Genomic DNA, 13188 nt, shown 5'->3' with positions numbered 1-13188 from the left:
GTGCCCATGGCGTTCCACGCCCAGCCAGCCGGAGGGCCCAAATCGCCGGGCCTCGCGAATCAATTCCTCCCCAGAGGGATAAGAATCCTTTTCCCATCCCACGAAAAAAAGCGCCCGGAAGCGCCTTTCTCACACATTACAGCTGATCCGGCAGTAAAGACTCTCCCAATGCCTTATTATCGCTGTAATCGACAGGGATGTCCACGAGTACCACGCCCTTGGTGGCAAACGCCTTGGTCAGGACCGCGTCCAGATCTTCCGGCGCATCGACCCGCAGGCCGGTGGCGCCGAAGCTCTCGGCGTACTTGACGTAATCCACCGGCCCGAAGTCGGTGCCGGCGGCCTGGCCGTACTTCAGCTCCTCCTGGAACTTGACCATGTCGTAGTGGCCGCCGTCATTCCAGATCAGCTGGACGATGTTCAAGCCGAGGCGCACCGCTGTCTCCAGCTCCTGGCCGGAGAAGAGGAAGCCGCCGTCGCCGGCCACGGAGACAATCTGGGTATTCGGCCGTACCAGAGCCGCTGCAATCGCCCAGGGCAGGGCCACGCCCAGCGTCTGCATGCCGTTGCTGAAGAGGAGGTGGCGGGGTTCGTAACTGCGGAAGTGGCGAGCCATCCAGATATAGTGGGAACCCACGTCCACGGTGACGGTCATCGCGTCGGTCACGTGGTGCTGGAGGGCCTGAACGATGGCCAGGGGGTGCGAGGTGGTCTGGCCGGCCTGGATCGCAGGCGGCACGTCCCGGGCCTGGAGCTTCTCCCGCAGCGTGTCCAGGTACTCCTTGGCGTTGTCTGCCGGCTGGTAGCCGCGCATGTAAGGCAGCAGGAAGTCCAGCGTCTGGGCAATGTCGCCGACAAGTTCCTTCTCCGGCTGGAAGTGCTGGTCAATCTGGGCGGCGGCGTCATCGATGGCGATAATGCGCGCGTCCCCTTCGGCGTTCCAGTTGCGCGGCTCGTACTCGATAGGGTCGTAGCCGATGGTGATCACCAGGTCCGAGCGCTTCAGCAACATGTCCCCCGGCTGGTTGCGGAACAAGCCGACCCGGCCGAAGAAGTTCTTTTCTAAGTCGTGAGAAATGATGCCAGCGCCCTGGAAGGTCTCCACGACGGGCAGGTCGGATTCTGCCAGGATGTTGCGGATGGCGGCGGTCACTTCCGGAGAAGAGGCCCGCATGCCCAGCAGCAGGACCGGCAGCTGGGCGGTCTTGATCTGCTGGGCGAGCAGCGTCGTCTCGGCCGGGGAGGCCGGTCCCAGCGTGGGCGGAATCAGCGGCTTGATGACTTTATTCTTCACCGGGGCGTTGATGACGTCCTGGGGCACACTGATGAAGCTGGCTCCCTGCTTCGATGAATCCGCCGCCTGGTAAGCGTTGGCGATGACTTCGGAGAGATTCTCCGGTTCCTGAACTTCGACGGAATACTTGGTGACAGGTTCCATCAAGGCCGCCGAGCGGATACTTTGGTGAGTCAAGCGGAGCAGGTCCGCCCGGGGCACTTGACCAGAAATCGCCAGCACCGGGTCGCCCTCGGCGGTGGCGGTGACCAAGCCCGAAGCCAGGTTGCCGGCCCCGGGGCCGGAGGTGGTCAATACGACCCCCGGTTTGCCGGTGATGCGGCCGATGCCGGCGGCGATGAAGGCGGCGTTTTGCTCGTGGCGGGTAACGATCAGTTGCGGTTTCTTCGGCAGGTCGGCGTGGGCCAGCACCTCGAAGACCCGGTCGACTTTGGCGCCGGGCAGACCGAATACGTAATGGACATCATGGTTGATGAGGCTGTCGACGATAGCGTCGGCGCCGCGGTAAGTCGTATCAGACAATGGGGAGTCCCTCTTTCTTTGGTTGCAGCACGTGTGTATCATTTTACGCTTAGAACTGTATTCGTCAAGGGAAGAAAATGCTGTATTTGCGTGTAAAACAGCACAATTAACTGTTACATATTTGTGGCATCAAACCGCATGGTAAACTGGAAGGGAAGCAAGAGAGGAGCTGCTATCTATGCATTTAACCCAAGACTGGCTGGCTCAGCTGCCGGTCACCGTGACCAGCATTACCCCGGTGGGCGGCGGTGATGTCAATGCCGCTTTTCGGGTGGTGACGTCTGCGGACACGGTCTTTCTTCTCGTTCAGCCCGGTCGGGGACAGGATTTCTACGCGGGGGAGATCGCCGGCTTGCGCCTATTTGAGAAAGCGGGGATCAACGCGCCCCGGGTGATCGCCAACGGGCAGATTGCCGGGGATGCCTACCTGATCATCAGCTACATCGAAGCGGGCAGCGGGGACCAGTACGCACTGGGTCAGATGGTGGCGAAAATGCACCAGTACACCAGTCCCAACGGCATGTACGGCTTCGATTATCCGTACACCGGCGCCCAAATCTCCTTCAGCAACGCCTGGACCAAGGACTGGGCGGAACTGTTCGTGGACCGGCGGCTGGACGGGCTGGCCGCCGCCATCCGGGCCAAGGGATTGTGGCAGCCGGCATGGAACACGCCTTTTGCCCGCTTAACAGACCAGCTGCGCGCTCATTTTACGGCGCATCCCCCGGTACCGGCACTGCTCCACGGCGACCTGTGGGGCGGCAACTATATGTTTGACGCCCGGGGCCAGCCGGTGCTCATCGATCCCCTGGCGCTGTTCGGCGACCGTGAGCTGGATATCGGCGTCACCACCGTCTTCGGCGGCTTCAATGACCGTTTCTACCGAGGCTACCAGGATACTTATCCGCTGGCCGCCGGCTGGCAGGACCGCATTCGCGTTTACCGTCTCTATTATCTCATGGTCCACCTGAACAAGTTCGGGGCCATGTATGCCAGCAGTGTCGCTAGCGAGCTGGCCGCCCTCAGCCGTTAGTCTGTGACGTCCGTCATTGGGCGGAAGTCGCGTGGCACGATATTCCTGCGGCCGCTCAAAAACAGTTGAAGTAAAAAAACGAATCAGCCCCGGCGGGCAGCAATGCCGGCGGCTGATTCGTTTTTTAGTTAGTTTTGCTGCTGGGCTTCAAAGGTACTCAGCGGAATCAAATCTTCTGCGTAATAACGCTTCTTGAAGGCGGCGATAGTGGCTGCGTCGAAGCGGGCGGGGTCGAGCTGCAGATGCTCCACAGGAATGGGCCGCTCGTTGGTGATCTTCACGTCAATGAGGACCGGTGCCCCCTTGGCACTGACCGCCAGCGCCTGGTCGAAGGCCGGGGCTAATTCAGACACTTTGGTCACTGTGATACCCGTCATCCCTTGACCATCCGCAATCTCAGCGAAGTTCAAGGGCGGCATATCGATACCGAACCATTCGTGACCGTCGTCTTCCTGCTCATCTTCGATATACCCCAGGGCATCGTTAGAAAAGACCACGTTGATGATCGGCAGATGATAGCGGACTTCGGTGTTCAAGTCCTGCATCACCATGGCGGCGGCCCCGTCACCGGTCAGGTTGAAGACTTGCCGGCCGGGATAGCTCAGCTGGGCGGCCATGGCGCCGGGCAGACCGACGCCCATGGTGGCAAACAGACCGGAGGTGATCCACGGCTGCTTACCGTTCACCTTGAGGAGTCGGACTGAGTTCTGGGTGACGTCGCCCACGTCGATGGCGAAAATGGCATCATCCTTGGCAATTCGGTTGATCTGCTTGAAGGCCGGCTCGAACCGCAACGCGCCCTCCGTCCGGTTCATCATATGGTCGTTATACTGGTGCCAGTTGGCCACGTTCGCCTTGTTGGCCGCATACCAGCCGGTCGCCGGAGTAGCAGTGCTGCGGTCCAGAAGCTTTTGCAGCGTACTGGGAGCGTCCGCCAAGATGGCAACGTCGGCGTGGTGCCGCTTGCCCAGCATCTTCGGATCGCTGTCGATTTGGATGAACTTAGCCTGTTTGTTGAACATGACCTCGGCAAACGGGTAATTCGAGCCGACGAACATGATCAAGTCGGCTTCCCGCAACGCCTCATTGGCCGGCTTTGACGCCACCCGGGCAGCCGAACCCAACAGAGCCGGGAACTCGTACGGAATGATTTCTTTCCCTAAGGCAGTGGTGATCACCGGCAGCTGCAGTTTTTCAGACACGGCCTCCACCGTGGCCGCGGCCCCGATGGTCCCTTGACCAACGTACATGACGGGTTTCTGGGCCGCCTTGATCAATGCTAGTGCGGCGTCCACCTGCTCGTCTGAACCGGCGGCCAGCCGCGGTCGGGCAAAGTTAGCCGCCGAACTGTAATAACCGTTGGCGGGAATGTCCTGCCCCGGCAAGTCGTTCGGAATGATCACGATCGCCGGTCCGTGGGCGGCGAAGGCCCGCCGAATGGCTTCATCAATAATGTGGGGCAGCGTCGCCGCCGTGGTCACGGTGCGGGCGTACACTGCTGCATCCTGGAACATCGGATCCTCGTCCAGTTCCTGGAAGAAATCCATGTTCATGAACCGCTGCTCCACTTGGCCGACCAGGAACAGTGTCGGTACTTTATCCATCTTGGCGTCATAAGCCCCTTGGAACAAGTGGGTGGCGCCGGGGCCGGCGGAACCGAAGGCGACCCCAATATGCCCCGTCAGCTTGCCATCCGCCACGGCGGCCAGTGCACCGACTTCCTCGTGGCGCACGTGAATGTATTTGATCCGTTCTTTCTCCGCATCCAGTGCATACATCATGTTGTTAAAGGTACCGCCTGGGATACCGTAAATATGGTCCACGTGCCAGCTCTCCAAAGTCCGAAGTACCGCTACGCCGGCATTGATCGTATCTGCCATGTTAAAACCCCCTCTAAACTCTTTCTGGGGGTCATGATAGGCCGAATCTGGGGAAGCTCAAGGAATATGCTCACTGGACGACCGTAAGGGTTAGCTTGGGTGAAGAAATATGTTTGGTCGAACCGCATGCACGGATGCACGACAACCAAAACGGAAAGCACGTGAATAGTGATGAATACAGGGCTTAAAAAAGGCTAAAGTAAATAGCCGTGCGCTTGTGCGTAATCGCTTTCTTTGCCGAATTAAATCTGCTACAGTTATCCTAGAGTCAAGAAGGGGGATGAACAGCTGATAAGAACAGGTTATGGTTCCTCTCGTTTCCCGATTAAAAGCGGCCACATGGTAGTGACTTGTTGCGCGTCCCAGTCAGCGTCAAAAAGGTCCAATGCATCTAGAATGCGTCGGTAAAGATTCATTGCAGTGGCCAAATCACCGCGATGAAAAACCAGGGCAGCCTCAAGAGTTTTTCGATGGACAGAAAAATCAAGTTTTCCCTTCAACGCGTCTTCACGGCGTGAGGAGGCTAGCAGGCGTTCAGCCTCATCGTAATCTTGGGACACAGTGATGAGACTTGTGGCGATGTTCAAAACTGTATCGGCTGTAAGATCAGCATTATTCAACACATTGATGTAGGCTGATGCATGACTAAAAAGGTTCTGAGCTAGCCAAACAAGATCGTCATGTGGTAAAAGACCAGGGATAAAACGCAACATGTTCAGATCGTAAAAGAACCATGTTCGCTGGCTGTGCAAGTAAGACACGATAAACTCTGTTTCCTCTTTTGGCAGAGTTGCACCTTGTAACATGGCAATGGCAGCTTGAATGGTGATGCGATCGACGTGGTCAAATGGCAGTGTGGCTGACTCTTGAGGATTTGGTACTCGGCGAGTGGCCAACATCTGGTCTAATAGGACAGTATCTTTACGGTTGTAAGCATGAGTAACCCTACTGTAGAAGGCTGCCGTGTCCGTTTGACCAAATCCCTCCGTGCGTGCAAAGAATTCAGAAGGTGCGATGCGAAGTCTTTCCAACAAAGGCAATACGGTTACCCAGTACGGAGAGGTATCACCCTTTTCGAAGCGTCGAAGAGACGATTGGTTCATGATGCCATTTGCCACTTGAGCGACGGATAGTTTTCGGTCAGTCACCCGAAAACTGTGGAATATTTCGCCGGAAATGTCGTCCATAAATTTAGCCTCCTGGTAGAATGGGGTGGTGTGATGAATATGGTTAAATTGCTCATCCATGGTGCTTTGACTATTGTACTACTTGCCAACGTGTTTGTGCCATTACCTGTGCGAGAGCGAGATGTTGGCGGTCAGAGCTATGTGTTGCCTGTAAAATCAGGAATTGTGAATATGCGATAGTACCGCACTGGGTTCTGCACAACACAAGTGGGGTATTAGGATTGTAAAATCTGTAGATCTTTCAATCCTGTGAGGTAATATGCACTTGGGGGTAAAAAAGAAGGAGGAGATTCACCATGTTGAAGATTAAGGTTGGTTTATACACAAGCTTGACAGCGCTCGCCCTTGCCGCCCTGTTACCTGCAACGACATCGGCTGTGCAAGCAGCAGCGACGACAGCGGAGCCAATCCCTAGTACTGCACCAGCGGGAGCGCCCACCATGATTCTACAGAGTGGAAACGATGTGGATCAATGGTCTCCTGAGCAAATCGCTGAGGCATTGGCTAATCCCAAGAAGAATGTAGATATTCATGCCGATTACACCGCTGAAGCCCAGCGGCGCGTAGCCTTGATTCGCAAAGTGGGAACACACTTTGCTTTGTTGGGACACCACCTAGAACTGACGGCGACGGACGATGCGTTAAAGCGTGCATATGGTCTTACCGATGCAGATCTGTCTCTTTTGAAAGAGATCGTCGGTAACTACAACGCAGGATCGGATCAATTTAACGATGAGGCACAAACTCGAGCTTATATCAAAGGTGGCAATCTCTACCTCTCTTTCATGGAAGTTGAGGGCATTGTCGGTAGCGTTGCTGTTTTGGGACCTGCAGCAATCGCTGCAGCCTTAAGCGCAGCAATGTCCGTAGTTCCTGGTGCTGGGACGATTGTTGGTGCAGTGGTTGGCTTCTTTGGTGCCGGGGCTATTGCATCCGCGCTTATGAATGCAGCGGCTCACAAGAAGGGGATTCGAATTGGCATCTCCGGTATTGCAGCTGTTAAGTACTAACAGCTAGAGGCATTGCTAGCGTAGCGCGATAACGATCTGTGCCGGTTTTTCTTACTGGCACAACGCAAAATCGGCTTGGCTTTCTATTCAGAACGGCCAAGTCGATTTGTGTGAGACAAGAAGTCTATCATGACAGAGTGGGTATTTCCATTCCTTGGGACAATTCTCTTCTTTGTTTTCCAAAAGGCCTCAGCTTGAGCTCTTGGAGTCAACGATGTTGCCCGTTCATTGTCGGGTATTAGATTATTGACCAGCAATATCTTTGCAAAGGAATAATCCACCTACTCTCGTCATATACTGGAACAACTTGTTAGCAACTGTTGAGACGTACTGGTATAGGCTTCGCTATCGGCCAAAGAGTTACGAAAGAGGGGATCCTATGAATGGTAAGCTAAACACTTTAATCCTAATAATTGCAGTCGCAGGGCTATTGATTATTTCCATTCTAAATCAGCCACTTTACCAAATTGTGACTATGTGTATTGTTTGGCTCGTTCTGATTTACGGTGTCTACCGACTGATCCTGTGGGCAATTGTTACGTTCCACCAGCATAAATCGTGAATCAAAGAATGCTTGAAAAGATGTCTTTTCAAACAGTGATGCCATTGTCGCCGAAGACAAAGCCGGTTGTGCGTATTCAAGCCGGCGCGAGTTATAAAACGCAGGATGGCACTTTCGGGATACCTGAATGCTAAGGAAAGTCACATCACAATGAACCCAATCATTTGATTTGTGCTCTGCCTGCTGACTGGATGAACCCGCTGCAATAGAAAGAGGGAGGCTATCGCCTGTAGAACTTAGGCGGTAACCTCTCTCTTTTAATATATTGATGAATCAACGTTAATCGTGAAAATGCGTCTCCAGGAAGGATAGGGCCGCATCGTAGTCCGGTTCGTGGGTCTGTTCGTCCACCAATTCTTCGTAACGGATCTTGCCGTTGGCGTCGATGATGAAGATAGAACGGACTAGTACGTTGCTCTCGGGGACCAGCAAGCCCATCGCCCGACCGAAGGACCCTTCAGAGTCGGACAGCATCTGCATCTTCGTCACGCCCTCGGCCGCGCACCAGTTCAGCTGCTCGGTGACGGGGTTCGTGGAGATGGTGTAGAAGTTGATCCCAGGGAATTGATCGACTTCCTTATTGAACTTCTTAGTGGAAATGCTGCAGACCCGGGTGTTGATGTCCGGTACAACACTGATCAGTGCCGGCCGGCCAATCATCATGGCCGTGGTGAAGTACGCGCCGTGCGCATCCGTCACTGTGAATTTCGGCAGCAATGCCCCCCGCCGAATTGGTTCGCCAAGTACAGCGACTGGTGCGCCATTACGTGTGACTTGCATGAATAATCGTAGCCCCTTTCGAATTTAGCTAGCGCCCATTGTAACACGTTCCAGGATAAATGGAAGAGCCAATCGTTACGCCTTTGTTACAAGTCATCTTTGGCCGCATCGGCCTTTCTGAACTTGCGATAACTGAAGGTCCCGAAGACGATCGTCCAGATGATCGCCCCGGCTGCAGGAACGCGCGCGTCGGCGTTAATGAAGAGGGTGAAGAAGATGAAGACGAAGAAGATGATGGTGATGATGTTCGTCACCGGGAAGCCGGGCATCTTGAACCCGTCTGCCATGTAATCCGGCGAATGGCGGTAACGGTAGTGGGCGACCATGGCCAGCGCGTAGACCAGGATGTACAGGTCACTAGATGAGCTGGTAATGAACTCGAAGGCGTCCTTGATCTGGGGAATCATCGCCAAGGCCGGCGCCAGCAGCATGATGACGGAGGAAGAAAAGATGGCCCGAGCCGGTACGCCGGAGGAAGAAATCTCCGTGACCCGGCTGTCTTCCTTTGAATGCCCCTCCCGGCCGATCTGATACAGATGGCGGCCAGCGGAGAAAATGGCCGAGTTCAAAGCCGAGGCGGCCGAGGTCAGCACGACGAAGTTGATGATCCCGGCGGCACCCTTCAAACCGGCCAGCGCGAAGACCTGAACGAAGGGACTCTGCAACGGATTGATTTCTCGCCAAGGGTTAATGGACATAATAATGATGATGGCGCCGATGTAGAAGATCAGGATACGGTAAATCGTCTGGTTGATGGCCTTGGGCAGCACCTGCCGGGGATTAGCGGTCTCGCCGATGGTGATGCTGACGAACTCGATGCCCTGGAAGGCAAAGAAAACCATGGGGAACGCACCCAAAAACTGCCACGCGCCATTGGGAAAGAGCTGGAAGTGGTCAACGATGTTACCGAAGCTGGCAATATGGCCGCTGGGGGTCTTGAAGCCGGTGGCGACCATGATGATGCCGGTGAAAATCAGGGCCAGGATGGCGACGATCTTGATCATCGCGAACCAGAACTCCGTCTCACCGAAGACCCGGGCGGCAATCAGGTTAGTCGCCGTCAGAATGATCAAGAAGACGAGTTGAATGAGACTCGCGTTCCATGTGGGGAACCAGTATTGAATGTAGCGGCCGATGGCGGTGAGCTCGGCCATCGCCAAAAAGATGAGGCCCAGCCAGTAACTCCAGCCAGCGAAGAAGCCGGCCCCTTCACCAACGTATTTAGAAATGAAGGCGACGAACGTATGCTGGTTCGGGTCTTCGTAAAGCATTTCGCCCAGTGCCCGCATCATGAGGAACATGAAGATGCCCAGGACGGCGTACACCAGGATAATGGAGGGACCGGTGCGGTGGATGGTCGTCCCTGATCCCAGGAAGAGCCCAGTACCGATCGTCCCGCCGATGGCAATCATTTGGACATGGCGGTTGCGCAGGCTGCGTTTCATGTGGTCGGTACCGTTCGTGGCAGGTTGTTGCGCCATACAGAAAAATCCCCTCTCAAAAGTGTTCCTTTCTATTGTAACCCTGCTGTAACAATATGGTAGTTCACATTGCTCAGGGGAAGGTGAATTGAATTCACTGCTGGCGCAAGACAAACCAAACCCTTGTGGAATGTATTAACAGTATCGTATAATGTAAATACACAGAAAGAGGGGATATGCCATGCTTGACTCAACAAAATTGCAGGGCGAGGCCAAGATGTTCAAGAGCGGCAATTCTTATGGTCTGCGCCTGACCAAGAAGGACAAGGAGCTGCTGCACGCTGATTTGAATACGGTCTTTGAGAAGACCATCTCACCCGATGGCAGCACCATCACGTATCGGAAGAAGCCGCAGGTGAATCCGACGTTCTTAGATGCGGCGAAGGCTTATTATCACAAGAACGAATCTATGATGGAACGGTTGAAGGACCTATGAGCGGAGACCGGAAGAACGACCTTGTTTACCCCACAGAAGCCGATCTCGTGGCGATTAATCAGTGGATCTTGCAGGCTGCTGGGGAAACTGGCGGCGGTGTGCAGTATCCGCCCGGTTTGGATTTGGTTGTGACACAGCCGCAAATGACCCTTTTTGGGGAAGAGATGTATCCCACCGTATGGCTGAAGGCGGCCTACATTTTACAGAAAATTACGAAGAAACACGTCTTTACTGACGGTAATAAGCGAACCGCTTTAGCCGCCGCCGCTGCCTTTCTGCACGTGAATGGATTCGACCTGGTCCAAGATGAAGAAGAGGGGATTCGCTTCGTTCTGTACGTCACGACTGAGAAGGACTCCGAAGAGGTCATGCTGACGACGGCGGAATGGTTAAAGGCCCACAGCCAGTCAATCACCAAGTAGTCGTCGGACACTTTAGGGCAGTCTGCCCAACCGCAGACTGCCTTTTTGTGCACAAGAAATTAGCACTTAACTTTACAGAGTGACAGAAGTGGTATATACTAATAGTTGGTTGATGAGGGAACACCGCAGCGGTGGTCATCAGCCATTCTCAGCAAACGTAAAAAACCATTGTCTAAGCGAGTTTTAGGGGGTATGTATTATGGCAGACGATTTCAATAACAATGATGATTTCTTCCACAACGATATGGATGATTTCTTCAATCAAGTCATGCACCAAATGGGGCAAGGCCAGTCCGCGCGGTACGTCGTGAACGGGCACGAGCTGACACCGGATCAGTTCGCCCAATTCCGGGCGACCGGGCAAATGCCCACCGGTGAAGAGAGTAATATCCCGGTCAATGACGGCAAGGTGACTGCCAAGAAGAAGGGCGGCATCTTGGAGAAACTGGGCACGAACTTGACCCAGGAAGCCAAGGACGGATTGCTTGATCCGGTGATTGGTCGAGATAAAGAAATTCAAGAAACGGCCGAGATTCTCAGCCGACGGACCAAGAACAACCCGATTTTGGTCGGTGATGCCGGGGTCGGCAAGACCGCCATCGTCGAGGGCCTGGCGCAAGCCATCGTCAAGGGCGATGTTCCGGAAGCGGTCAAGGACAAGCAGATTTGGTCCATCGACATTTCTAACCTGGAAGCCGGCACGCAGTACCGCGGCTCCTTCGAGCAGAACATTCAGAATCTGATCAAGGAAGTCAAAGCCGCCGGCAACGTTATTCTGTTCTTCGATGAAATCCAGCAAATTCTTGGTGCCGGCTCCGTCGGCGGCGAGGATAACGGCAGCAAGGGCTTGGCGGACATCATCAAACCGGCTCTGAGCCGGGGCGAGATCACCGTCATTGGCGCGACGACCCAGGACGAGTACCGCAACACGATCATGAAGGATGCCGCGCTGGCCCGCCGGTTCAATGACGTCACCGTGAACGAGCCGAGCAAGGCAGACACCGTGAAGATTCTCCAGGGTGTCCGTAAGCTCTATGAACGGCACCACCACGTTCAATTGCCGGATGACGTGCTCAAGGCCGCCGTTGATTATTCCGTTCAGTACATTCCGCAGCGTTCCCTGCCCGATAAGGCCATTGACCTGATTGACATGACCGCTGCCCACTTGGCTGCTGAACATCCGGTGACGGATAAGGTGGCTTTGGAGAAACGGCTGAAGGAAGTTCAGCAAGAAAAGGACGCTGCCGCCAAGAAAGAGGATTACAAGGCCGCGGCCAAAGCCAAGGCGGAAGCCGACAAGATTCAGAAGCAGCTGGATAACGACGGCAAGCAGGTCGAGGCCGTGGCGACACCCAACGATGTGGCTGAATCCGTTCAGCGGCTCACCGGGATTCCTGTTCAGCAAATGTCCACCAACGACATTGAGCGTCTTCAAGGCCTGGCGAAGCGCCTGAAGGGCAAGGTCATCGGCCAAGACGAGGCCGTGGACATGGTCGCGCGGGCCATTCGCCGCAGCCGTTCCGGCTTTGCCAGCGGCAACCGGCCGATCGGGTCCTTCCTGTTCGTCGGTCCCACTGGTGTCGGCAAGACCGAATTGGCCAAGCAGCTAGCACTGGATATGTTCGGCAGCAAGGACGCCATTATCCGCTTGGATATGAGTGAGTATTCCGACCGCACCGCCGTTTCTAAACTGATTGGGACCAGCGCAGGCTACGTGGGCTACGAAGACAACGGCAATACACTGACTGAACAAGTCCGCCGCAATCCGTATTCCATCGTGCTCCTGGATGAAATCGAGAAGGCCGACCCGCAAGTCATCACTCTCCTGCTGCAAGTGCTGGATGACGGCCGCTTGACGGACGGCCAAGGCAATGTGGTCAACTTCAAGAACACGATCATCATTGCCACGTCCAACGCCGGGTTCGGTAACGAGGCCTTGGCCAAGACCGGGAAGAAAGACGAAGACATCATGACTCGCATCGCGCCTTACTTCCGTCCTGAATTCTTGAACCGCTTCGACGGTATCGTGGAATTCAGCCACCTGACTAAGAAGGATCTGCACCAAATCGTTGACTTGATGCTGGCCGATGTCGGCCGCATTCTGGGCCGCAAGCACATCACCTTGACGGTCACTGCCGAAGCCAAGGACTGGTTGATTGCCAAGGGCTATGACGAAGCCATGGGCGCTCGTCCGCTGCGCCGGGTCATCGAATCCCAGATCCTCGACAAGGTCACGGATTACTACCTGGATCACACGGACGTGAAGCACCTGCACGCTGCCCTGCAGGACGGGACGATCGTGATTACGCCGGTCAGTGAGAAAGGCACGCCGACTAGCGGTCAGCCGGCCGCGCAGGGTGAACCTGTCGGCGCTAAGTAATCTGGTCACGGTACGTTGATGACGATACTGGGTGTTGTCCCTATGATGGGTACTGCTCCGGCCAGTCCGCGGCGGCTCACCGGGGCAGCCGCTTAGACAATGCCGAAACGTCATCAGCTGCCATAACGTCACGCCGTAAAAGCTCTGCCGCTTGGAGACTGCCAAGCGGCGGGGCTTTTTTGCGTTCGGGGAGAAAAAGTG

The 13188-nt window shown here is 55.1% G+C and carries 10 protein-coding genes; 5 read left to right on the top strand and 5 right to left on the bottom strand.

Translation table 11 applies throughout. The annotated features are described in order from the left end of the window. Window positions 1-136 precede the first annotated feature (136 nt). Complete coding sequence (gene alsS / locus L248_RS04985) at window positions 137-1816, bottom strand: acetolactate synthase AlsS (protein WP_022529008.1); 1680 nt, start codon at window positions 1814-1816, stop codon at window positions 137-139. A 178-nt stretch (window positions 1817-1994) separates the two neighbouring features. Between alsS and L248_RS04980 the strand changes: the two genes are divergently transcribed. Further along, window positions 1995-2849, top strand: a complete 855-nt coding sequence (locus L248_RS04980; protein WP_022529007.1) for a fructosamine kinase family protein — start codon at window positions 1995-1997, stop codon at window positions 2847-2849. Between the two features lie 128 nt (window positions 2850-2977). Here L248_RS04980 and spxB read toward each other — a convergent pair whose 3' ends face one another. Together spxB and L248_RS04970 are read right to left on the bottom strand one after the other, a co-directional pair. After that, the gene (spxB, locus tag L248_RS04975) at window positions 2978-4729 is read right to left on the bottom strand and encodes a pyruvate oxidase (RefSeq protein ID WP_022529006.1); all 1752 of its coding nucleotides are present in this window, start codon (window positions 4727-4729) and stop codon (window positions 2978-2980) included. Between the two features lie 302 nt (window positions 4730-5031). Next, complete coding sequence (locus L248_RS04970; RefSeq protein WP_040534980.1) at window positions 5032-5916, bottom strand: Rgg family transcriptional regulator; 885 nt, start codon at window positions 5914-5916, stop codon at window positions 5032-5034. A 296-nt stretch (window positions 5917-6212) separates the two neighbouring features. Between L248_RS04970 and L248_RS15080 the strand changes: the two genes are divergently transcribed. Then, a complete protein-coding gene (locus tag L248_RS15080; protein ID WP_051999864.1) occupies window positions 6213-6926 on the top strand; it encodes a hypothetical protein in 714 nt (237 codons plus the stop codon). A gap of 841 nt (window positions 6927-7767) precedes the next feature. Here the strand turns inward: L248_RS15080 and L248_RS04955 are convergent. Both L248_RS04955 and L248_RS04950 read right to left on the bottom strand, forming a co-directional pair. Then, window positions 7768-8268 carry a thiol peroxidase gene (locus L248_RS04955; protein WP_022529003.1) on the bottom strand — a complete coding sequence of 167 codons (501 nt, stop codon included), beginning with the start codon at window positions 8266-8268 and terminating at the stop codon, window positions 7768-7770. 86 nt (window positions 8269-8354) lie between these two features. Then, window positions 8355-9749, bottom strand: coding sequence for an amino acid permease (locus L248_RS04950; protein WP_022529002.1), 1395 nt, complete (start codon window positions 9747-9749; stop codon window positions 8355-8357). A gap of 181 nt (window positions 9750-9930) precedes the next feature. On the opposite strand from L248_RS04950, the gene L248_RS04945 reads away from it, so the two are divergent. The 3 genes from L248_RS04945 (at window position 9931) to L248_RS04935 (ending at window position 12987) form a co-directional block, all read left to right on the top strand. After that, window positions 9931-10185 carry a hypothetical protein gene (locus L248_RS04945; protein WP_040534975.1) on the top strand — a complete coding sequence of 85 codons (255 nt, stop codon included), beginning with the start codon at window positions 9931-9933 and terminating at the stop codon, window positions 10183-10185. Then, a complete protein-coding gene (locus L248_RS04940) occupies window positions 10182-10607 on the top strand; it encodes a type II toxin-antitoxin system death-on-curing family toxin (protein ID WP_022529000.1) in 426 nt (141 codons plus the stop codon). The genes L248_RS04945 and L248_RS04940 overlap by 4 nt, the downstream gene beginning before the upstream one ends. A 199-nt stretch (window positions 10608-10806) precedes the next feature. Next, window positions 10807-12987, top strand: a complete 2181-nt coding sequence (locus L248_RS04935; RefSeq protein ID WP_022528999.1) for an ATP-dependent Clp protease ATP-binding subunit — start codon at window positions 10807-10809, stop codon at window positions 12985-12987. The last annotated feature ends 201 nt before the right edge of the window (window positions 12988-13188 follow it).

The sequence above is a fragment of the Schleiferilactobacillus shenzhenensis LY-73 genome, from assembly GCF_000469325.1.
Taxonomy (GTDB): domain Bacteria; phylum Bacillota; class Bacilli; order Lactobacillales; family Lactobacillaceae; genus Schleiferilactobacillus; species Schleiferilactobacillus shenzhenensis.
The sequence above is the reverse complement of the archived record's forward strand: the minus strand, read 5'-3'. Positions and strand labels throughout refer to the sequence as shown.

What these genes read in the sequence shown, in the direction of transcription:
- L248_RS04940 (WP_022529000.1), top strand. Translation starts at nt 10,182, where the DNA reads ATGAGCGGAGACCGGAAGAACGACCTTGTTTACCCCACAGAAGCCGAT.
- L248_RS04980 (WP_022529007.1), top strand. Translation starts at nt 1,995, where the DNA reads ATGCATTTAACCCAAGACTGGCTGGCTCAGCTGCCGGTCACCGTGACC.
- L248_RS04950 (WP_022529002.1), bottom strand. Translation starts at nt 9,749, where the DNA reads ATGGCGCAACAACCTGCCACGAACGGTACCGACCACATGAAACGCAGC.
- L248_RS15080 (WP_051999864.1), top strand. Translation starts at nt 6,213, where the DNA reads ATGTTGAAGATTAAGGTTGGTTTATACACAAGCTTGACAGCGCTCGCC.
- L248_RS04935 (WP_022528999.1), top strand. Translation starts at nt 10,807, where the DNA reads ATGGCAGACGATTTCAATAACAATGATGATTTCTTCCACAACGATATG.
- L248_RS04945 (WP_040534975.1), top strand. Translation starts at nt 9,931, where the DNA reads ATGCTTGACTCAACAAAATTGCAGGGCGAGGCCAAGATGTTCAAGAGC.
- L248_RS04955 (WP_022529003.1), bottom strand. Translation starts at nt 8,268, where the DNA reads ATGCAAGTCACACGTAATGGCGCACCAGTCGCTGTACTTGGCGAACCA.
- spxB (WP_022529006.1), bottom strand. Translation starts at nt 4,729, where the DNA reads ATGGCAGATACGATCAATGCCGGCGTAGCGGTACTTCGGACTTTGGAG.
- L248_RS04970 (WP_040534980.1), bottom strand. Translation starts at nt 5,916, where the DNA reads ATGGACGACATTTCCGGCGAAATATTCCACAGTTTTCGGGTGACTGAC.